Below are 21,049 nucleotides of genomic sequence, written 5' to 3' on the forward strand. Positions count from 1 at the left end.
GATCGAGGCCGAGCTGCGTCAGCGCACACGGCCTGCATGGTTCGAGACGGCGCTGACGCGCCTCCTCACCATGAGGAGTGAAAGTGACTACGACGCTTGAGAGAGACGGAAATCGAATCAGTGCAGCGAGGTGTACGCCGCACCTAACATCGGGCCCGGCTTGTCGCGGCTGCCGTCCTGGATGTAGACCACCGCGCCGTCGACGCCGTCGCGCGTGAGGTTCTCCAGCGGCACCGTCCAGCTTTCGGGACGCCCGGTCCAGTCGCCGACCTTGAGCAGGTTGCGCACCACGTTGTGATAGGTGACCTGCTGCCCGCGATTTTCGCCGCGGCTGATCGCGATCGGCACCGACTTGGCGATGGAGCAGATCCAGACCTCGCCATGCGAGACCCCCACCGGCTCCTTGCTCGCGGCCACCGACACGTTGATCTGCTTGCCCGAGAGCGACATCGACACCGGCACGCTCATCACGCCGGTGCCCTTGTCGGTCTTGCCGATCGCGCTTTCGATGCCGGCGCGATCGCTGCCGATGACATGCGTCGAGCCGTTCACCACGACCTGCGGCGTGTAGACCTCGCGGTCACCGCGCATGCGCGAATAGGCCCGCTGCCGTGCGGAGAAACGCGAATCCGCCAGCGTGTCCTTCCAGCCGAGATAGTCCCAATAATCGATCGGCATGCTCAGCGCGATGATCGAGGGATCGCTGGAGAGATCGCCGATGATCTTGTCGGCGGGCGGGCAGGACGAGCAGCCCTGCGAGGTAAACAATTCGACAACGGCGCGGGGATCGGCGTGGGCGGGACGGATGACGGCGACGATTGCGCAGATGCCGAGTGCTCCCGACCAGAGAGCGCCGGACCAACGTGAAATCAGATGAGAAGCCGTCATTGTCGTCATGTCGAACGCCGCACACCAAAGTCCGTGGAAGGGGGAATCTTATCGCCTGATGGTCACCGTAGTCTTACGGGGCGCGGCACGCTCAACCGTCCAATGCGATTTTCCGCCGGACGGGCCCATCTGAATCATGCCGCAAACGCGCGAAGGCGGCCTTGTGATAGGCCGCCTTCGTTTAACCTTCTACTCACGTCGCAGTGAGCCACCGTTCACAAATTCGCGCTTAGGCCGCGAGCTTGCGCAGCACGTAGTGCAGAATGCCGCCGTTCCGGTAGTAGTCGAGCTCGTCCAGCGTATCGATGCGGCAGAGCAGCGAAACGCGCTGCAACGAACCGTCGCCGGAGACGATTTCCGCGGTCAGCTTCTGGCGCGGCTTGAGGTCGCCGACCAGGCCACGCAGCGTGACCTTCTCGTCGCCCTTGAGGCCGAGCGACGACCACGAGGTGCCCTCTTCGAAGGTCAGCGGCAGCACGCCCATGCCGACCAGGTTCGAGCGATGGATGCGCTCGAAGCTCTGGCAGATCACGGCGCGAACGCCGAGCAGACGCGTGCCCTTCGCAGCCCAGTCGCGCGAGGAACCGTTGCCGTATTCGGCGCCGGCGAACACGACCAGCGGCACCTGCTCCTGCTGGTACTTCATCGCGGCGTCGTAGATCGACATCTGCTCGCCGTCGGGCCAGTGCTTGGTGAGGCCGCCTTCCGGAATGTTGCCGTCAGCGCCCTTGAGCATGAAGTTCTTGATGCGGATGTTGGCGAAGGTGCCGCGCATCATGACTTCGTGGTTGCCGCGGCGCGTGCCGTACTGGTTGAAGTCGGCGGGGCGCACCTGGTGCTCGCTGAGATACTTTCCGGCGGGCGAGGTGAGCTTGATCGAACCGGCCGGCGAGATGTGGTCGGTGGTGATCTTGTCGCCGAACATGGCGAGGATGCGCGCCTCGACGATGTCGGTGACCGGCTCCGGCTCCTTCTTCATGCCGTCGAAGTAAGGCGGGTTCTGCACGTAGGTCGACGACATGTTCCAGCGATAGGTCTCGCTCTCGACGGTCTTGATCTTGCGCCAGTTGGTGTCGCCCTTGAACACGTCGGCGTACTTCTTCTTGAAGATCGACGCGGTCACGAACTTCTTCATGAAGGCGTTGATCTCCTTCGTCGTCGGCCAGATGTCCTTGAGGTACACCGGCTTGCCGTCCTTGCCTTCGCCGAGCGGCTCGACGGCGAGGTTCTTGGTCACGCTGCCCGCGAGCGCGTGGGCGACGACCAGCGGCGGCGAGGCCAGATAGTTCGCCTGCACGTCCGGCGAGACGCGGCCTTCGAAGTTGCGGTTACCGGAGAGCACGGCGGCGGCGACGATGCCGTTGTCGTTGATCGACTTCGAGATCTCCTCCGGCAGCGGACCGGAATTGCCGATGCAGGTGGTGCAGCCGAAGCCGACCAGGTTGAAGCCGACCTTGTCGAGATCGGCCTGCAGGCCGGAGTCCGCGAGATAGCCCGCGACGACCTGGCTGCCCGGAGCCAGCGAGGTCTTCACCCACGGCTTGGCCTTGAGGCCCTTGGCGGCAGCGTTGCGCGCGAGCAGGCCGGCGCCGATCAGCACGCTCGGGTTCGAGGTGTTGGTGCAGGAGGTGATGGCGGCGATGACGACGTCGCCATGGCCGATCTCGTACTTCTTGCCTTCGACGGCGAAGCGCTTGTTGGGCTCCTCGGCCTTCTTGTACTCGGTGCCGAGTGCGAGCGAGAAACCTTCGGCGACCGACGGCAGCGCGATGCGGCCTTCCGGACGCTTCGGGCCGGCCATCGACGGCACGACGTCGGCGAGGTCGAGCGTCAGCGTTTCCGTGAACACCGGATCGGCCGACTTGGCGGTGCGGAACAGCCCTTGCGCCTTCGCATAGGCCTGCACCAGCGCGACGCGCGCCGGAGCGCGGCCCGAGGTCTTGAGGTAGTCGATCGCGGCCGCGTCAACGGGGAAGAAGCCGCAGGTCGCGCCGTATTCCGGCGCCATGTTGGCGATGGTGGCCTTGTCGGCGACGGAGAGATTGTCGAGGCCCGGACCGAAGAACTCGACGAACTTGCCGACGACGCCGAGCTTGCGCAGCATCTGCGTGACCGTGAGCACGAGGTCGGTGGCGGTGACGCCTTCCTTCATCGCGCCCTTCAGCTTGAAGCCGACGACATTGGGCAGCAGCATCGACAGCGGCTGGCCGAGCATGCAGGCTTCCGCCTCGATGCCGCCGACGCCCCAGCCGAGCACGGCGAGACCGTTGACCATGGTGGTGTGGGAGTCGGTGCCGACGAGCGAGTCGGGATAGGCGACCTCGAAGGTGCCGGTCTTCTTGCCGACCGTCATCTTCTCCTTCTTGGTCCAGACCGTCTGGGAGAGGTATTCGAGATTGACCTGGTGGCAGATGCCGGTGCCGGGCGGCACGACGGAGAAGTTTGAGAACGCCTTCTGGCCCCACTTCAGGAACTCGTAGCGCTCCTGGTTCTGCTTGTACTCTTCAGTGACGTTCTTGGCGAAAGCCTTGTTGTCGCCGAAGAAGTTCACGATCACGGAGTGGTCGATGACGAGATCGACGGGGACCAGCGGGTTGATCTTCTCGGCGTCGCCGCCGAGCTTCTGCATGGCATTGCGCATGGCGGCCAGATCGACCACCGCGGGAACGCCCGTAAAATCCTGCATCAGCACGCGGGCCGGGCGGAAGGCGATCTCATGCTCCAGCGACTTCTTGCGCAGCCACTTCGACACCGCGACGATGTCTTCCTTCTTGACCGAGCGGCCGTCCTCGTTGCGGAGGAGGTTCTCGAGCAGGACCTTCATCGAATAGGGGAGTTTCGAAATTCCCTTCAGACCATTCTTCTCGGCCGTGGGCAGGCTGTAATAGACATAGGTCTTGGCGCCGACCTTGAGGGTCTTTTTGCATTTGAAGCTGTCGAGCGAGGTCATGTAGGAAATCCCAATTGTTAGTTATACCCGGCAGGGTATTTTAACACCGTCAGCATAGCAGGCTGGGTCGCTTGCAGGGGCAGGTTGAGTTGCTGCATCAAGTAGTTCCGGGCTTATAGAAGCTTTCTAACCGCGCCGCCACAGCCACAATCGTGCCGCAGCAATTGCCGAGCCAAAAATTCCCATGCGCTACCCCAAGATTTCCTGAGGCCTGGCTTTGAGCGGATTGAACCGAGCCAAGATGCAGCTGTCCGGACGCGGGGTCACCTGCGTGCGCGGCGGGCGCGAAGTGTTTTCCGGGCTCGATTTCGCGGCGGCCTCCGGCGAGGCCGTATCGGTCGTGGGGCGCAACGGCGCGGGCAAGACCTCGCTGCTGCGGCTGATCGCGGGCCTGCTCATTCCGGCCGGCGGCACGATCGTACTGGACGGCGGCGACGCCGAGATGACGCTGCCCGAGCAGTGCCACTATCTCGGCCATCGCGACGCCCTGAAGCCGGCGCTGAGCGTGGCGGAAAATCTGGCATTCTGGGCCGATTTTCTGGGCGGCGAGCGTTTCGAGGCCGCCGAGAGCCTTGCCACCGTCGGCCTCGACCATGCCACCCATCTGCCCGCCGGCTTCCTGTCGGCCGGCCAGCGCCGCCGCCTCTCGCTGGCCAGGCTGCTGACCGTGCGCCGGCCGGTCTGGCTGCTGGACGAGCCCACCAACGCACTGGATGTGGCGGGACAGGACATGTTCGGCAGCCTGATGCGGGAGCATCTTTCCCGGGGCGGCATGATCATCGCGGCCACCCATGCCCCGCTGGGGATTGATTCGCGGGAGCTGCGGATCGGGGGGGCGGCGTGAGGCATTCCGACCCTCAGCTTTTCTCGCGCGTGCAGCGTTCGGCGGCGCAACCCGAGCTCTATAGGGGTCACGTGATACCGAGCTCCGCTCTCTCCGTTCCCTCCCCCCTTGCGGGGGAGGGCCAGGGAGGGGGGTGCCACACGGCAGGACGTTTCGGTTCTAGCGTTGGGAAGGCAGGCGCACTGCTGCTGATGACTCGCACCAAACGCGCATCTCGCCCGGGGCTACCCCTCTCCCCCGCCCTCCCCCGCAAGGGGGGAGGGAGCGCAGTTTGCTTGGAGCGCGAGCCGGGCTTCCATAGCTGCGCCTACGGAAGGGCCACCCCATGACCGCCCTTGCCGCCCTCATCCGCCGGGACATCCGGATCGCGCTCCGCGTCGGCGGCGGGGCGCTGATCGGCGTGCTGTTCTTCCTGACCGTGGTGGTCCTGATGCCGTTCGCGGTCGGACCGGATCTGGCGCTGCTGTCGCGGCTGGGGCCGGCGATCCTGTGGCTCGGGGCGCTGCTGGCGAGCCTGCTGACGCTCGACCGGCTGTTCATGGCCGACCATGAGGACGGCTCGCTCGACCTGATCACGATGAGCCGGACGCCCCTGGAACTCGCCTGCGCAGCCAAGGCGCTGGCGCACTGGCTGGCGGCCGGCCTGCCGCTGATTGTCGCAACCCCCGTGCTGGGCCTCTTGCTGAACCTCGACATGGTCGCGACCGGCGCGGTGGCGCTGACGCTGCTGGCCGGCACGCCCGCGCTGACGTTCACGGGCATGATCGGCGCGGCGCTGGCGGTGACGCTGCATCGGGGCGGACTTTTGATGGCCGTGCTGGTGCTGCCGCTGTCGATTCCGGTGCTGATCTTCGGCGTCGCGGCCTCGCAGGCCGTGATCGTCGGTCCCATGACGTTCGGCGCGCCATTCTCGATCCTGTGCGCGCTGTCGCTGGTCAGCCTCGTGGTCGGCCCGTTCGCGGCGGCGGCGAGCCTGCGGCATGGCCTCGACTGAGATGAGCGCGGCCGCCTTGACCCCGATCAACTTTCGTGGCGCGCTTTTATGCTGATTGCGTGAGCATCAACCGGTGATTATCAAGATACCATGACGCTGATCGACCTCGCCAATCCCACACGGTTCCTCGCGCTGACGGCGCGCCTTCTGCCGTGGCTTGCGGGTGCGACCGTGGTCCTGCTCGCCATCGGCCTCTATCAGGCGGCGCTGGCGCCCGACGACTACCAGCAGGGCGCGACCGTCAAGATCATGTTCATCCACGTGCCCAATGCCTGGCTGTCGATGTTCGTGTGGGGCGTGATGAGCATCGCCTCGCTCGGCACGCTGGTGTGGCGGCATCCGCTCGCCGATGTCGCCGCGAAGGCGGCCGCCCCGATCGGCGCCAGCTTCACCTTCCTCGCGCTGCTGACGGGCTCGCTGTGGGGCCGGCCGATGTGGGGCACCTATTGGGAATGGGACGCGCGCCTGACCTCGGTGCTGATCCTGTTCCTGATGTATCTCGGTCTGATGGCGCTGTGGCGCGCGGTCGACGATCCCTCGCGCGCGGCCCGCGCCGCCGCGGTGCTGACGCTGGTCGGCGCGATCAATCTGCCGATCATCAAGTTCTCCGTCGACTGGTGGAACACGCTGCACCAGCCGGCCTCGGTGATGCGCATGGGCGGCTCGACGCTCGACAAATCCTTTCTGGTTCCGCTGCTGCTGATGGCGATCGCGTTCACGCTGCTGTTCGTGACGCTGCACCTCGCCGCGATGCGCAACGAGATTCTGCGCCGGCGCGTCCGCTCGCTGCAGATGATGCAGGCGAGCCGCGTCGCGTTTTCGAGCGGCGCTCGCGAAGACGGCGCGTCGAAAGAAGTCGGGGCCACGTGATGATGTCGCTCGGTCCCTACGCGTCCTTCATCGTGACGTCCTACGCCGCTGTGGCGCTGGTGGTCGCGATCCTGATCGGCTGGATCGCGCTCGACTATCGCAGCCAGACGGAGCGTCTGCGCGAGCTCGACCGTAGCGGCGTCACCCGCCGCTCGGGACGCAGCGCGGTGGACGCGTCATGAGCGATCAATCGACCTCCGCGCCGGCGCAGCGCCGCACCTTCCTGATGGTGCTGCCGCTGATCGCCTTCATCGGCCTCGCCGTGCTGTTCTGGTTCCGGCTCGGCAGCGGCGATCCCTCGCGGATTCCCTCCGCGCTGATCGGCCGGCCGGCGCCGCAAACCATGCTGCCGCCGCTCGAGGGCCTGCAGGACAACGGCACGCAGGTGCCCGGGCTCGATCCCGCCGCCTTCAAGGGCAAGGTCAGTCTGGTCAATGTCTGGGCGTCCTGGTGCGTGCCTTGCCATGACGAAGCGCCGCTGCTGACGGAGCTGGCGAAGGACAAGCGCTTCGAGCTCGTCGGCATCAACTACAAGGATGCGGCCGACAATGCGCGGCGCTTCCTCGGGCGCTACGGCAACCCGTTCGGCCGCGTCGGCGTCGACGCCAACGGCCGCGCCTCGATCGAATGGGGCGTCTATGGCGTGCCCGAGACGTTCGTCGTCGGACGCGAGGGCACCATCGTCTACAAGCTGGTCGGGCCGATCACGCCGGACAATTACCGGACGGTGTTGTTGCCGCAGATCGAGAAGGCGTTGAAGGCGGCCGGATCTTAGCGCCGTTCGTGCCCCGGACGCTGCGCAGCACGAAGTGATGCGCTGCAGAGCCGGGGCCCATGTCACTGCGCGACGTGTTGCCTTCTGGGTCCCGGCTCTGCGCAGCAGCGCAATAGCGCTGCAGCGCGTCCGGGACACGAGACCTAACTACCCCTTCCTGACATCCCCCGCCTCGGCCTCGCTCGCCTCCAGCGATGCCGGCTCGATGCCGTAGCGCTTGGTCAGCGGCATCTGGGCGATGGCGAAGATCATGGTGATCGGGGTGACGCCGAACACCTTGAAGTTCACCCAGAAGTCCGTGCTCTGGGTGCGCCAGACGATCTCGTTCAGCACCGCCATGCCGGCGAAGAACAGCGCCCAGCGCAGGGTCAGGATGCGCCAGCCCTGCGGCGTCAGATTGAACATCTGGTCGAACATCACGGCGATGAAGGAGCGGCCGAACAGCAGGCCGCCGCCGAGGATCGCGGCGAACAGGCCGTAGATGATGGTCGGCTTGACCTTGATGAAGGTCTCGTCGTGCAGCACCAGCGTCAGCGTGCCGAACACCAGCACGATCACGCCCGTCACGATCGCCATGATCGGGATGTGGCGCGTCACCACATAGGAGGCGGCCATCGCCGCGACGATCGCGACCATGAAGGCGCCGGTCGCGGCGAACAGATTGAACTTCGCATTGACGAAGAAGAACACGAGCAGCGGTCCGAGCTCGGTCGCAAGCTTGAACAGCGGATGCGGCTGGGTCTTGTCCATTACGTACCCTTTTTTACGTCATCCCCCGCGAAGGCGGGGGATCCAGTATTCCGAGACGCCAGTGATCTGCAACGAACGCTGCGGCGTACTAGATGCCCGCCCCCGTGCGCAATTGCGCACTAGGCGGGGCATGACGAGAAACCTACGATTCGATTCCGGCGATGGCGCGGGCGAAATCGCGCGCGGTGAACGGCGCGAGATCGTCGACGCCTTCGCCGACGCCGATGAAGTGCACCGGCAGCTTGAACTTCTCCGCGAGCGCCACCAGGATGCCGCCGCGCGCCGTGCCGTCGAGCTTGGTCATCACGAGGCCGGTGACTCCGGCGGTGCGATGGAAGGCCTCGACCTGCGACAGCGCGTTCTGGCCGACAGTAGCATCCAGCACCAGCAGCACGGCATGCGGCGCAGTGTCATCCACCTTGCGGATCACGCGCACGACCTTTTCGAGCTCGTTCATCAGCTCGGCCTTGTTCTGCAGGCGGCCGGCGGTGTCGATCAGGAGAACGTCGATGCCCTGCTCCTTCGCCGCGGTGAGCGCATTGAAGGCAAGACTGGCCGAATCGGAACCTTGCGCACCCGCGATGACCGGCGTCTTCGTCCGCTCGCCCCAGACCTTGAGCTGCTCGATGGCCGCGGCACGAAACGTGTCGCCGGCGGCGAGCATCACCTTGCGGCCTTCGCCGGCGAATTTCTGCGAGAGCTTGCCGATGGTGGTGGTCTTGCCGGAGCCGTTGACGCCGACCACGAGGATCACGAACGGCTTCTTGCCCGCGTCGATCACGAGCGGCTTTGCCACCGGCGCCAGCACCTTCTCGACTTCGGTGGCGACGACATCCTTGACCTCGTCGGCCGAGATCGCCTTGTCGTAGCGCCCGGTGCCGACGGCGTCCGCGATCCGCACCGCGACCGAGGTGCCGAGGTCGGCGCGCAGCAGCACGTCCTCGATGTCATCGAGCATGGCGCGGTCGAGCTTGCGCTTGGTGACGAGGTCGGCGACCGCGGTCCCGAGCGAGGACGAGGTCCGCTTCAGCCCGTTGGACAGGCGGCGCCACCAGCTCAGCTTGGGGGGATCTGACGTGGTATCGTTCATGGCGGGGGTGTGTTAGCCGTTCCCGCCCTTAAACGAAAGTCTTGCAATTGCTCGATGTTCCCCAATTGACCGCCGACGAGATCATGGCCCGCGTGCTCCATCGCGACGGGCTGATGCTGATCATCGACAAGCCGGCCGGCCTGCCGGTGCATCGCGGACCCAAGGGCGGCGCCAATCTGGAGGATTCCTTCGACGCGCTGCGCTTCGGCCTGCCGCGGCCGCCGGTGCTGGCCCACCGGCTGGACAAGGACACCTCAGGTTGCCTCGTGCTCGGCCGCCATCGCAAGGCGACCGCCTCGCTGGGCCTGCTGTTCAAGCACGGCAAGATCGGCAAGACCTACTGGACCGTGGTCGAAGGCGGGCCTGCCGAGGACGAAGGCACCATCGACATGCCGCTCGGACGGCTCAATGCCGAGCGCGGCTGGTGGCAGAAACCGGATCCGGAAGGCCAGAAGGCGGTCACCAACTGGAAGGTGATGGGCCGGGGCGACGGTTTCACCTGGCTCGCCATGGAACCCGTGACCGGGCGGACCCATCAATTGCGCGTGCATTCCTCGGCGACCGGCTGGCCGATCTTCGGCGATAACATTTACGGCAACGGCCCGCGCTTTGGCGAGCCGAAGCTGCATTTGCACTCCCGTGAGATCGTGGTGCCGATCTCCCGGAACAAGGAGCCGGTCCGCGTCGTGGCCCCGGCGCCGCCGCATATGCACGAGAAGCTCCGTGCCTGCGGGTGGAACGGGGAGTAGGCGCCGCAAGTTCGATGCACCTCTCCCGCTTGCGGGAGAGGTCGGCGCGTAGCGCCGGGTGAGGGCTCTTTCCTCTGGGGGATTGTCCCTTTGTGGAGACACCATCTCCCCACCCCTCCCCCGCAAGCGGGGTAGGGAGCGCAGCTCCACCGCGGCCACACCTCGTTGTCATGGCTCCATGGTTTACGAAACGTTCAGTGCTCGCCTCTAATGATAGCGGTTGCTTAGAACAAGCTTCCGTCAATCGCTCAGGACGAGCCGCGCGTCATGTCCAAGGCCGAGTTATCGATTATCGACGAGGTCGAATCCGCCATTCGACTCGGCTCGGCGGAGAAGGGCCTCGAAACGGCCCGGCGCGTCACCGACCTGTTCCTCTCCTCCGCCGGCAGCTTTGACGACGAGCAGATCGCGCTGTTCGACGACGTGCTCGATCGCCTGATCGGCACCATCGAGCTGCGCGCGATCGCCGACATGGGCGCGCGCGTGGCGCTGGCCGAGATCAGCACGCAGCTTGCGCCGATCGCGCAGGCGCCGCCCTCGGTGATCCGCCGCCTCGCCAACAATGACGAGATCCGCATCGCCGGTCCCGTGCTGCAGGAATCCGCGCGCCTCGACGACGGCGAACTGGTGAAGATCGCCTCCAGCAAAGGCGAGCCGCATCTGCTCGCGGTCGCCGGCCGCTGGTGGCTGAAGGAGATCGTCACCGACGCGCTGCTGGCGCGCCGCTATCCCAGTGTCAGCCGGCGCCTCGCCGCCAATCCCGGCGCACGCGTGTCGGGCAATGGATTTTCCCTCATCGTCGGGCAGGCCGAGAGCGATCCCGAGCTCGCAATCAGCGTCGGCGTCCGTGTCGACCTGCCGTCGGAGCTGCGCCGCCGGTTGCTGCGCTCGGCGACCGACGCGGTGCGCACGCGTCTGCTGTCGCGCGCGCCGCCGCACTTGTTCGAGGAGATCCAGACCGCGATCGCCGCCGTCACCGTCGGCGTCGAGCGCGAGATGTCTGCCGTCCGTGACTTCGAAGGCGCCAAGCGCGCCATCGCAGGCCTCAAGGCCACCGGCCAGCTCAACGAGGCCATGCTGCTCGGCTTCGCCAGGCAGCGGCGCTATGAAGAGACCGCCGCGGCCCTCGCGGCGCTCTCCGGATCGACCGTCGAGGTGATTCGTCCGCTGATGCAGAGCCTGCGCGAGGATGGCCTGTTGGTGCCGTGCAAGGCGGCGCAGCTCAGCTGGGACACGACCGTCGCCGTGCTCGAATCCCGTTTCGCGACAGGCGCGATGAAGCCCGCGGACGTGGCGAGGGCGCAAGGGCACTTTGCGAGGATGACGCCGGAGAACGCGCGGCGCACGCTGCGGTTCTGGCAGGTGCGGGCGTCGTAGGGGAGCGCATTTGGCGCGCACTGCGGCCAAATACTCCGCTGTCGTCCCGGCGAAGGCCGGGACCCATAACCACAGGGAGCAGTTTGGCGAGGGCCGGCAGTTACTCTGCTTTGTTGGGACAGGCACCGCGCATCATCCATAGATCACGCGGTATGGGTCCCGGCCTTCGCCGGGACGACGTTGGAGATGCGGCGGCGCAACTCACCGCAACCGATTACGTCCGCAGCCGCTCGCCATCACTCCCGGCGATCCTGCGCGGCACCACACTCCCCACCCGCTCGCCCGCAATCGCCACCGGCAGATAGTGCTCCGTCCGCCCCTGCCCTTCGCTTTCGATCAGCACATCGCGTGTCGCGCCGATCTCCGCTTGCAGCCGGCGGCGCAGCGCGGCTTCACCCGCGGCCCGCAGCCGCTTCGCGCGCTCCTTGATGACATTGCCCGCAACCTGCGGCATCCGCGCGGCGGGTGTGCCGGGGCGCGGGGAGTATGGGAAGACGTGCAGGAAGGTCAGGCCGCATTCCTCGACGAGATCGAGCGAGCGCGAGAACATCTCCTCGGTCTCGGTCGGAAAGCCCGCGATGATGTCGGCGCCAAACGCAACATCGGGACGCAGGCGGCGGACCTGGTCGCAGAATGCGATCGCATCGCTGCGCAAATGCCGCCGCTTCATGCGCTTCAGGATCATGTCGTCGCCGGACTGCAGCGACAAATGCAGATGCGGCATCAGCCGCGCATCCTCGGCGATGGCATCGAGCAGGTCGCTGTCCGCCTCGATCGAATCGATCGAGGAGATGCGCAGGCGCTTGAGCTCCGGCACATGCCGCAGGATCTGCTTCGTCAGCATGCCGAGCTTCGGTGCGCCGGGCAGATCAGTGCCATAGCTGGTGAGATCGACGCCGGTCAGCACGATCTCGGCATGGCCGCGCTCGGTGAGCGCCCGCACCTGCTCGACCACGGCGCCCATCGGCACCGAACGTGAATTGCCGCGGCCGAACGGGATGATGCAGAAGGTGCAGCGATGGTCGCAGCCGTTCTGCACCTGCACGAACACCCGCGGCAGCCTGCTCGCAAAACCGTCGATCAGATGCGGCGCCATCTCCTTCACGGCCATGATGTCGCTGACGGCGATCTTTTCGCTCGCTCCGATGTCGAACGCATCGCGCGTCTCGCGCCACGCTTCGCCGCGCATCTTGTCGTCATTGCCGACGACGCGATCGACCTCGGCCATGTCGGCGAACATCGCGCTTTGCGTCTGCGCCGCGCAGCCGGTGACGACGATGCGCGCCGAGGGGCGCTCGCGCTTCAACTTGCGGATCGACTGGCGCGCCTGCGCCACCGCCTCGTTGGTGACGGCGCAGCTGTTGATGACGATGGTGTCGGAAAGTCCCGCGCCTTCGGCTTCGCGGCGGATCACCTCGGCCTCGAAGGCATTGAGGCGGCAGCCGAAGGTGACGATGTCGACAGGCATTACCCGACCGGCGCGAACAGCGCCGGATCGAAATTGCCCTCATATTCGAAGGTCGCCGTGCCCGTCATCAGCACGTGGTCGTCGCGCTCGCGCCATTCGATGCCGAGCTTGCCGCCGGGCAGCGTGATCTCGACCTTGCGCTCGGCGCGCTTCAGCCGTGCGGCCGCCACGGCCGTGGCGCAGGCCGCCGAGCCGCAGGCCCGGGTCAGGCCCGCGCCGCGCTCCCAGGTGCGGATCGTGATGTGCTCGCGGTCGACGATATGGGCCAGCGTGATGTTGGCGCGCTCGGGGAAGATCGGGTGGTTTTCCAAGAGCGGACCGAAGCGCCCGAGATCGTAGGCGTTGACGTCGTCGACCCAGAACACGGCGTGCGGATTGCCCATGCTCACGACAGCGGGCGAATGCAGGATCGGATTGTCGATCGGCCCGATCTGCAATTCGATGTAGCGGGTGTCGCGAAACTCTTCGGCCAGCGGAATGTCCTGCCAGCCGAACTTCGGCGCGCCCATGTCGACGGTGTAGAGGTCCGGCGCCGGACCCTGCCAGGCATTGAGCAGGCCAGCGGCCGTCTCGAACGTCGCCGTGGCCTGTCCGGTCTTCTCGAAGATGCGGCGGACCACGCAGCGCATGCCGTTGCCGCAGGCACCGGCTTCGGAGCCGTCATTATTGTAGATGCTGATGAAGGCCTCGGTGCCGTCGAGCCGCGGCTTCTGCAGCACCATGAGCTGGTCGTAAGCCACGCCGCCCTGCGCGGACGCCACTGCGCGGGCATCGTCCGGCGTGACCTTGCCCGCGGAATCGCGCATGTCGACAACGACGATCTCGTTGCCGATGCCGTTCATCTTGGCAAATGCATGGTTGGCCAGCGCGCTCATGAAAATTCCCGAATTTCGCCCGTCTTATATGGCGATCCTTGCCCGCTTGGCCAGTGATTTGCCGCCGGCAGCCGGGACCTGCCATGACGCATCTGTCATGGGACGAATTCGGCGCTCGCGTGTTAGAACGGCGCGGTTCGCGCGAACCGGGACGCGCGGCCAGGTTAAGGCCTTGGTGGGTAAGGTCTTGATGAATTAGGGCCCTGACGAAGCAGGGCCTCGGGGAGAATAGAATGACCAGTTTTCGTCGTCTCGCTCTGGCCGCGCTGATCCCGGCAGCGGCCATGTCGTTTGGCCTGATGTCGTTTGGCCTGACGCCGCTTGGGCTGTCAGGCGCCCTGGCGCAGTCGCCGAGCCCGGCGCCGGCTGCCTCGGCAAGCCCTTCGCCTGCGCCATCGGCCTCGCCCGCCCCGGCCGCGAGTGCATCGCCCGCCCCTGTCGCGACACCGTCGCCGGCGGCCAGCGCCTCGCCCGCGCCTGCAGCCTCGCCGTCACCCGCCGCCAGCGCCTCGCCCAGCCCGCAGGCCCCGCCGCCCGCTGCGGCCGCCACCCCCGCGCCGGTGCAGACGGCCGATCCCTTTGGTCTCGAGACCACGCTCGAGCCCAAGAAGGTCGTGATGGTCAAGGGCACCGCCAATTGGGACTCGGCCTTCGATACGCTGGTCGATGCCTTCAAGGCGCTGAACACGCTGCTGGACAAGCAGGGCATCAAGCACGCCGGCAACTCGATGATCGTCTACACCTCGACCGACGACACCGGCTTCACCTTCCTCGCCGAGATCCCGGTCGACCAGGATCCGAAGAACCTGCCCAAGGACATGAGCATCGGCAAATCGCCGGAGGGCAAGGCGCTGAAATTCGTCCATCGCGGCTCCTACGACAACATGGACAACACCTATGAGGCGATCACCAATCACCTCGACGACAAGCGACTGGAAGCCAAGGACACCTTCATCGAGGAGTACCTCACCGATCCCCTGAAGACGGCGGAGGACAAGCTCGTGATCAATGTTTTCGTACCGCTGAAGTGAGAGTGATGAAAAAGCCTGCCGTACTCGCCGCCGTCCTTGCCACCACGCTGCTGGCAGCGCCCGCGCGCGCCGACGATTTTCCCTCCGCGATCTCCGTGAGCGGCGAAGCCTCCGTGTCGGTCGCGCCCGACCTCGCGCAGATCGACGCCGGTGTCGCCAATGACGCCAAGACGGCGAAGGAAGCGTCCGATGCCAACAACGCGGCGATGGGCAAGGTGCTGCTGGCGCTGAAGGGCACCGGCATCGCCGAGAAGGATTACCAGACCTCGCGCCTGTCGCTGCAGCCGCAATACGGCCAGAACAAATCTACCGGGGCCTCGCCCGTGGTCGGATTCCGCGCCTCCAACCGCGTCACCGTCAAGCTCCGTGACGTGAGCAAGGTTGCCGGCATCATCGACACGCTGGTCAGCGCCGGCGCCAACGACATCGGCAACATCTCGTTCGAGGTCACGCAAGCCTCGAAGCTGCTCGACGATGCGCGCGAGCAGGCGGTGGCCGATGCGCGGCGCAAGGCGGAGATCTATGCGAAGGCCACCGGCGTAACGCTGGGCGCACCGCTCAGCGTGTCGGAGGGCGGCGCTCCGGTGCCGCTGTTCAAGGCGCGGATGGCAACGGCCCCGATGGCCGCGCCCGCAGCGGTTGCGCCGGGCGAGGAAACGCTGTCGGTGACGGTGAATGTGAGCTGGGCGATCAAGGCGAAGGAATAATAAGTCTCGTGTCCCGGACGCGCTGCGGCACGCAGTGACGCTGCGCAGAGCCGGGACCCAGAAGGCTGCCGTCGAAGAGACGCTGCGCCGCGTCCGGGGCACGAGCGGGGGATGCGGCGCGACCTAAATCTCCACCACCTGCCCCGGCTGCATCGCCACGAACCGCTCCTGCGGGATACTTGCCGCATCGAGCGCTTCCACCAGTGCCTTGGCCGGCGCGTCGATCGCTTCATCCGTCAGCTGGAACGTGCCGTGGTGGTGTCCGAGCGCGGCCTCGGCGCCGCAATCCGCCAAAGCCTTCACCGCGTCTTCCGGGTTCATGTGCTGGTCGCGCATGAACCAGCGCGGCTCGTAGGCGCCGATCGGGAGGATCGCGAGGCGCAGGGCCCCGTGCTTCTCGGCGACGCGGCGGAAATGCCGGCCGTCGCCATAACCGGAATCGCAGACGACGTAGATTTTCCCGGCCGGCGTTTCCAAGACAAAGCTCGCCCACAGCGCCTTGTTGCGATCGAACATGCCGCGGGCGGTCCAGTGCCGGGTCGGCACCAGGTTTACGGCGATGCCGCCGCCGAGCTCGACACGGTCGTGCCAGTCGAAGGCCTCGGCCTTGATGGTGGGATCGGCGCCGCGCATCGTCACGTCGTTGCCGAGCGGGGTGACCACGCGCGGGGCGAAATTCTTCGCGAGCCGCGACAGCGTCGCCATGTCGAGGTGATCGTAGTGCCCGTGCGAGACCAGCACGACGTCGATCTTCGGCAGCTTCTCGAAGGCGATGCCGGGATCGTTGTGCCGCTTCGGCCCGGCGAAGCTGACCGGCGACACCCGCGACGACCAGACGGGGTCGACGAGGATGTTGAGCCCGCCGGTCTGAATCAGCCAGCTCGCGTGCCCGACGAAGGAGAGGCGCACCTTGCCGCCATCGACCCGCTGCGGCGGGGTGTCGGCATGCGGGTTCGGGACCCAGTCCGGCCAGGCCGCCCGCTGCCGCTTGCCGCCGAGCTGCCAGCGCAGCACCTGACGAAGCGATTTCGGCGGCGCCCCATCCGGATCGAAGAAGTGCAGGCCGTTGAAATGGTCGGAGGCAGGTCCGTCATAGGTCTTCATGCTGGACATCCAGAGGGAGGGAACACCGACCAGAGCCCCGGTTCCGGCAAGCAGTCCGAAAAAGCGGCGGCGGGTGACCGGCACGGGCAGGGCTTCTAGGGATGGAGGGGGCGGTAAGACATCACCGTCTATATGGGCCGGGCGGCGTGAAAAGGAACCCGTCGCAAAAAAAGACGCATTTTCAAGACCTTGCCCTGGCAGGGGCCGGCCCTCGCCCTAACTTTCCTTGACTTTTGGGCGGGAGCGGCGTTTAACCCCGCCACTTTCTCGGAAAGGCTTTCTTTTCGACCCGCCGACCGGCCCTGGAGGCCGGAGGTCAACGCCCGACAGCGCGATGCGCCCTCGGGCGCAAAGGTGTTTGGAAGATCGTTCGGCCAGGGAAGTGGCGTCATCCCCCGCGAAGGCGGGGCATGACAGTGGTGAACGCGGCAACCCTGCGCGAGCAGGACAAGGGACAACGGCATTGTTCGACAATCTGTCGGAACGGCTTGGTGGCATTCTCGATCGTCTGACGGGGCGCGGTGCGCTGACCGAAAAGGACGTCGACGCCGCGATGCGCGAGGTGCGCCGCGCGCTGCTGGAGGCCGACGTCGCGCTCGAGGTCGTTCGCAGCTTCACCGAGCGCGTCCGCGAGCAGGCGATCGGCGCGACCGTCGTCAAGTCGGTCACCCCCGGCCAGATGGTGGTCAAGATCGTCCATGACGAGCTGATCAACACGCTCGGCGCCGAAGGCCAGACCATCGACGTCAATTCCGTGCCGCCGGTGCCGATCATGATGGTCGGCCTGCAGGGCTCCGGTAAGACCACCACCACCGCAAAGCTCGCCCGCCGCATGGTCCAGCGCGACAAGCGCAAGGTGCTGATGGCCTCGCTCGACGTCTATCGTCCGGCGGCGATGGAGCAGCTGGCCGTGCTCGGCCGCGACCTCGATATTCCGACGCTTCCGATCGTCGCCGGCCAGCAGCCGCCGCAGATCGCCAAGCGTGCGCTGGAAGCCGGCAAGCTCGGCGGCTACGACATCGTGCTGCTCGACACCGCCGGCCGCACCACGCTCGACGAAGAGATGATGGCGGAAGCCGCGGCGATCAAAGCTGCAGCGAACCCGCATGAAGTTCTGCTGGTCGCGGATAGCCTCACCGGCCAGGACGCGGTGAATCTCGCGCGCGCGTTCGATCAGCGCGTCGGCCTCACCGGCATCGTACTCACTCGTGTGGACGGCGACGGCCGCGGCGGCGCCGCGCTGTCGATGCGCGCCGTCACCGGCAAGCCGATCAAGCTGATCGGCACCGGTGAGAAGACCGACGCGCTGGAGGATTTCCACCCCGATCGTATCGCCGGCCGCATCCTCGGCATGGGCGACGTGGTCTCGCTGGTCGAGCGCGCAGCAGCCAATATCGACGCCGAGAAGGCCGCGCGCACCGCCGAGCGCATGCGCAAGGGTCAGTTCGACCTCAACGACATGCGCGAGCAGCTGCTGCAGATGTCCAACATGGGCGGCATCAGCGGCCTGATGGGCATGATGCCCGGCATCTCCAAGATGAAGAACCAGATCGCGGCGGCCGGCATCGACGACAAGATCCTGAAGCGTCAGGTCGCGATCATCGACTCCATGACGCGCGACGAGCGCCGTCATCCTGACGTGCTCAAAGCAAGCCGCAAGAAGCGCATCGCGGCCGGCAGCGGCCAGAGTGTCGAGCACGTCAACAAGCTGCTCAAGATGCACCGGAACATGGCCGACGTGATGAAGGCCATGGGCTCGGGCAAGCGCGGCCCGCTCGCCGGCATCGCGCAGGCGATGGGCTTTGGCGGCGGCATGAAGATGCCCTCGCCGGAAGAGATGAAGGCGCTGCAGGAGAAGATGCAGAGCGGCGGCCAAGGCTTGCCGAATCTGCCGAAGGATCTGCCGGCCGGTCTTCGCGGCGGCCTGCCGAATGTCCCCGGACTGACCGGGCTGAGCGGCAAGCCGACATTGCCGGGCCTCGGCGGTTTCCCCGGCAAGAAGAAATGAGGAATTCGTCGCACGGGATCGCAACCGGTCTTGTGTGACGCGGAATACCAATCAACCGAACAAAACGTACTTTGAAGGAGAACTGAATGTCCGTCGTTATCCGCCTCGCCCGCGCAGGCACCAAGAAGCGTCCCGTCTATCACGTCGTCGTCGCCGACTCGCGTTTCCCCCGCGATGGCCGCTTCATCGAGCGTCTCGGCTATTTCAACCCGCTGCTGCCGAAGGACAACGAGACCCGTCTCAAGCTCGACATGGAGAAGGTGAAGTCCTGGCTCGCCAAGGGCGCGCAGCCGTCGGACCGCGTGATGCGTTTCCTCGACGCCGCCGGCGTCAAGAAGCGCGAAGCGCGCAACAACCCCGAGAAGGCCGTGCCGCGCAAGGAGCGCAAGGCGCAGGCCGAAGCCGCCGCGAAGGGCTAAGGCTAGATCATGTCGGCGCTGGTCTGCGTCGCGCGGATCGGCGCCGCGCATGGTGTGCGCGGTGCGGTCAAGCTGTGGACCTTCACGGAGGATCCGTTTGCCGTGCGCCGCTATGGTCCGCTGCTGTCCAAGGACGGCAAGCGCCAGTTCGAGGTCGCGACGGCGCGCGAGGCCAAGGACCATCTGGTCGCGACGTTCAAGGGCGTCGCAACCCGCGATGACGCCGAGCGCCTCAACGGCATCGAGCTCTACGTCCCGCGCGAAAGACTGCCCGCGACGGACGAGGACGAATATTACCACACCGACCTGATCGGGCTCGCCGCCGTCACCACGGATGGCGAGCCGCTCGGCCGCGTGCTCGCGATCCACAATTTCGGCGCCGGCGACATCATCGAGATCGCACCTCTCAAGGGCGCGACGATGCTGCTGCCGTTCTCGAATGCAGTGGTGCCCGAGGTCGACCTCAAAGGCGAACGCGTGGTGATCGCGCTGCCGCAGGAGATCGAGGGCGACCGGGACGAGGACGAAGCCCCGAGTCGTCCCGGCCTAGTGCGCAAAGCGCACGGGGGCCGGGACCCATAACCACAGGCCGGAATTTTTCGCTAAGCTGATCGCTCCAGCCATCGCAAAACGAAGTGCGGTGGCTATAGGTCCCGGCCCCCGTGCGCTTTGCGCACTAGGCCGGGACGACAGCAACTGAGATCGAATGACCAACCCCTCCCCCTGGCGCGCGACCGTGCTGACGCTATTCCCGGAGATGTTTCCGGGGCCGCTCGGCGTGAGCCTGGCCGGCCGGGCGCTGGCTTCCGGGCTGTGGGAGATCGAGGCGCGGGACATCCGGGCCTCCGCCACCGATCGCCACCGCAGCGTCGACGACACGCCGGCCGGCGGCGGCCCGGGCATGGTGCTGCGAGCGGATGTTCTGGCCGCCGCGATCGATGCCGCCGGGATCACCCCGGAGCGGCCGCGCCTGCTCATGAGCCCCAGGGGTCGGCCATTGACCCAGGCCCGCGTCAGCGAACTCGCGCAGGGCCCCGGCCCGCTGATCGTCTGCGGGCGGTTCGAAGGGATCGACCAGCGGGTGATCGACGGACGCGGCCTGGAGGAGGTCTCGATCGGCGATTACGTGCTGTCCGGGGGCGAGATCGCCGCCCTGGCCCTGATCGATGCCTGCGTCCGGCTGCTGCCGGGGGTGATGGGCAAGGAAGCCTCGGGAACCGAGGAGAGCTTTTCGGACGGCCTGCTCGAATACCCCCAATACACCCGCCCGCAGCTGTTCGAGGGGGCCCCGATCCCGGAAATCCTGACCTCGGGCGACCACGCCAAGGTTGCGAGCTGGCGGCGGGCACAATCGGAGGCCCTGACGGCGGCCCGGCGGCCTGATTTATGGGCCCAAATCCCGCCTAAGCCCCCGAATCGGGCCGGTCGCCAAAAAACGCCAAAAAACAAGACAGACGGGTGACAAACGCTCCGGCTTGCCTTATAGGAGCGGCCAAATCCGCAATAGCTGGATAGACGAATTTCGCGCAGCCCCCGATCTGCGGCTGGGCGCGCCGATGGAGATTACCCCATGAACCTGATCCAACAGCTTGAAAAAGAGCAGTTCGACAAGCTCTCCGCTACCAAGGAAATCCCGGAATTCGCCCCCGGCGACACCGTGATCGTCAACGTGAAGGTCGTCGAAGGCGACCGCACCCGCGTGCAGGCCTATGAAGGCGTCTGCATCGGCCGTTCCGGCGGTGGCCTCAACGAGAGCTTCACCGTCCGCAAGATCTCCTATGGCGAGGGCGTCGAGCGCGTGTTCCCGCTGCTCTCCCCGATGATCGACTCGATCAAGGTGGTGCGCCGCGGCAAGGTGCGTCGCGCCAAGCTCTATTACCTCCGCAACCTTCGCGGCAAGTCGGCCCGCATCGTCGAGAAGCAGGACCGCCAGGCGGCCGTCGGCGAGTAAGCTTCGCCACCAGGCTACGTCTTTCGAAAGCGCGGGGCTCGGCTCCGCGCTTTTTTGTTTGGCTCCGCTGTCATTGCGACGAGCCCTTGCGACGAAGCAATCCAGACCGGCTCCGCGGATGCATTTCTGGATTGCTTCGCTGCGCTCGCAATGACGGCTGAAACTCTCGCGCTTTAACTTCCGCGTGCTATATAGCTTC

21 protein-coding genes are annotated in these 21,049 nt (G+C 66.2%); 14 read left to right on the plus strand and 7 right to left on the minus strand.

The window, feature by feature from the left end:
- Positions 1-117 precede the first annotated feature (117 nt).
- Together JQ617_RS20970 and acnA are read right to left on the minus strand one after the other, a co-directional pair.
- Positions 118-897, minus strand: coding sequence for a DUF1223 domain-containing protein (locus JQ617_RS20970; RefSeq protein WP_212027956.1), 780 nt, complete (start codon positions 895-897; stop codon positions 118-120).
- Between the two features lie 220 nt (positions 898-1,117).
- Entirely contained in the window at positions 1,118-3,838 is a 2,721-nt protein-coding gene (gene acnA / locus JQ617_RS20975; RefSeq protein ID WP_212027957.1) for an aconitate hydratase AcnA, read from the minus strand.
- Between the two features lie 241 nt (positions 3,839-4,079).
- Here acnA and ccmA point away from each other — a divergent pair, with 241 nt between their 5' ends.
- The 5 genes from ccmA to JQ617_RS21000 all read left to right on the plus strand — a co-directional run bounded on the left by ccmA (position 4,080) and on the right by JQ617_RS21000 (position 7,321).
- Entirely contained in the window at positions 4,080-4,682 is a 603-nt protein-coding gene (gene ccmA, locus JQ617_RS20980; RefSeq protein ID WP_212028299.1) for a heme ABC exporter ATP-binding protein CcmA, read from the plus strand.
- A 325-nt stretch (positions 4,683-5,007) separates the two neighbouring features.
- Positions 5,008-5,676, plus strand: a complete 669-nt coding sequence (gene ccmB, locus JQ617_RS20985; protein ID WP_063685042.1) for a heme exporter protein CcmB — start codon at positions 5,008-5,010, stop codon at positions 5,674-5,676.
- Between the two features lie 90 nt (positions 5,677-5,766).
- A complete protein-coding gene (locus JQ617_RS20990; protein ID WP_212027958.1) occupies positions 5,767-6,546 on the plus strand; it encodes a heme ABC transporter permease in 780 nt (259 codons plus the stop codon).
- Entirely contained in the window at positions 6,543-6,728 is a 186-nt protein-coding gene (gene ccmD / locus JQ617_RS20995; protein WP_212027959.1) for a heme exporter protein CcmD, read from the plus strand. The genes JQ617_RS20990 and ccmD overlap by 4 nt, the downstream gene beginning before the upstream one ends.
- Complete coding sequence (locus JQ617_RS21000) at positions 6,725-7,321, plus strand: DsbE family thiol:disulfide interchange protein (protein ID WP_212027960.1); 597 nt, start codon at positions 6,725-6,727, stop codon at positions 7,319-7,321. The genes ccmD and JQ617_RS21000 overlap by 4 nt, the downstream gene beginning before the upstream one ends.
- Before the next feature lie 147 nt (positions 7,322-7,468).
- Here the strand turns inward: JQ617_RS21000 and JQ617_RS21005 are convergent, their stop codons facing one another.
- Together JQ617_RS21005 and ftsY are read right to left on the minus strand one after the other, a co-directional pair.
- Entirely contained in the window at positions 7,469-8,071 is a 603-nt protein-coding gene (locus JQ617_RS21005; RefSeq protein WP_063685050.1) for a septation protein A, read from the minus strand.
- A gap of 142 nt (positions 8,072-8,213) precedes the next feature.
- Positions 8,214-9,161 carry a signal recognition particle-docking protein FtsY gene (gene ftsY, locus JQ617_RS21010; RefSeq protein WP_212027961.1) on the minus strand — a complete coding sequence of 316 codons (948 nt, stop codon included), beginning with the start codon at positions 9,159-9,161 and terminating at the stop codon, positions 8,214-8,216.
- Positions 9,162-9,208: 47 nt separating this feature from the next.
- On the opposite strand from ftsY, the gene JQ617_RS21015 reads away from it, so the two are divergent.
- Positions 9,209-9,910, plus strand: a complete 702-nt coding sequence (locus tag JQ617_RS21015) for an RluA family pseudouridine synthase (RefSeq protein ID WP_063685054.1) — start codon at positions 9,209-9,211, stop codon at positions 9,908-9,910.
- A gap of 267 nt (positions 9,911-10,177) precedes the next feature.
- Entirely contained in the window at positions 10,178-11,287 is a 1,110-nt protein-coding gene (locus JQ617_RS21020) for a DUF2336 domain-containing protein (protein ID WP_212027962.1), read from the plus strand.
- A gap of 214 nt (positions 11,288-11,501) precedes the next feature.
- On the opposite strand, the gene mtaB is transcribed toward JQ617_RS21020, so the two are convergent.
- Together mtaB and dapF are read right to left on the minus strand one after the other, a co-directional pair.
- The gene (mtaB, locus tag JQ617_RS21025) at positions 11,502-12,755 is read right to left on the minus strand and encodes a tRNA (N(6)-L-threonylcarbamoyladenosine(37)-C(2))-methylthiotransferase MtaB (RefSeq protein ID WP_212027963.1); all 1,254 of its coding nucleotides are present in this window, start codon (positions 12,753-12,755) and stop codon (positions 11,502-11,504) included.
- Entirely contained in the window at positions 12,755-13,630 is an 876-nt protein-coding gene (gene dapF / locus JQ617_RS21030; RefSeq protein ID WP_212027964.1) for a diaminopimelate epimerase, read from the minus strand. Before dapF ends, mtaB begins: the two co-directional genes overlap by 1 nt.
- A gap of 233 nt (positions 13,631-13,863) precedes the next feature.
- Here dapF and JQ617_RS21035 point away from each other — a divergent pair, with 233 nt between their 5' ends.
- Both JQ617_RS21035 and JQ617_RS21040 read left to right on the plus strand, forming a co-directional pair.
- Entirely contained in the window at positions 13,864-14,661 is a 798-nt protein-coding gene (locus tag JQ617_RS21035; RefSeq protein WP_212027965.1) for a GyrI-like domain-containing protein, read from the plus strand.
- A gap of 5 nt (positions 14,662-14,666) precedes the next feature.
- The gene (locus JQ617_RS21040) at positions 14,667-15,368 is read left to right on the plus strand and encodes an SIMPL domain-containing protein (RefSeq protein WP_212027966.1); all 702 of its coding nucleotides are present in this window, start codon (positions 14,667-14,669) and stop codon (positions 15,366-15,368) included.
- 123 nt (positions 15,369-15,491) lie between these two features.
- Here JQ617_RS21040 and JQ617_RS21045 read toward each other — a convergent pair whose 3' ends face one another.
- Positions 15,492-16,556: an MBL fold metallo-hydrolase gene (locus JQ617_RS21045; RefSeq protein ID WP_212027967.1), complete on the minus strand. Its 1,065-nt coding sequence runs from the start codon at positions 16,554-16,556 to the stop codon at positions 15,492-15,494.
- Between the two features lie 379 nt (positions 16,557-16,935).
- Here JQ617_RS21045 and ffh point away from each other — a divergent pair, with 379 nt between their 5' ends.
- The 5 genes from ffh (at position 16,936) to rplS (ending at position 20,850) form a co-directional block, all read left to right on the plus strand.
- The gene (ffh, locus tag JQ617_RS21050; protein WP_212027968.1) at positions 16,936-18,480 is read left to right on the plus strand and encodes a signal recognition particle protein; all 1,545 of its coding nucleotides are present in this window, start codon (positions 16,936-16,938) and stop codon (positions 18,478-18,480) included.
- A gap of 86 nt (positions 18,481-18,566) precedes the next feature.
- Positions 18,567-18,899: a 30S ribosomal protein S16 gene (gene rpsP / locus JQ617_RS21055; protein WP_063685070.1), complete on the plus strand. Its 333-nt coding sequence runs from the start codon at positions 18,567-18,569 to the stop codon at positions 18,897-18,899.
- 9 nt (positions 18,900-18,908) lie between these two features.
- A complete protein-coding gene (rimM, locus tag JQ617_RS21060) occupies positions 18,909-19,481 on the plus strand; it encodes a ribosome maturation factor RimM (RefSeq protein ID WP_212027969.1) in 573 nt (190 codons plus the stop codon).
- 124 nt (positions 19,482-19,605) lie between these two features.
- On the plus strand, positions 19,606-20,361 hold the full coding sequence (gene trmD / locus JQ617_RS21065) for a tRNA (guanosine(37)-N1)-methyltransferase TrmD (protein ID WP_212027970.1): 756 nt from the start codon (positions 19,606-19,608) through the stop codon (positions 20,359-20,361).
- Between the two features lie 108 nt (positions 20,362-20,469).
- Positions 20,470-20,850 carry a 50S ribosomal protein L19 gene (gene rplS, locus JQ617_RS21070; RefSeq protein WP_063685080.1) on the plus strand — a complete coding sequence of 127 codons (381 nt, stop codon included), beginning with the start codon at positions 20,470-20,472 and terminating at the stop codon, positions 20,848-20,850.
- The last annotated feature ends 199 nt before the right edge of the window (positions 20,851-21,049 follow it).

The organism is Bradyrhizobium sp. KB893862 SZCCT0404, assembly GCF_018130885.1.
In the GTDB taxonomy this organism is placed as follows: Bacteria; Pseudomonadota; Alphaproteobacteria; order Rhizobiales; family Xanthobacteraceae; genus Bradyrhizobium; species Bradyrhizobium stylosanthis.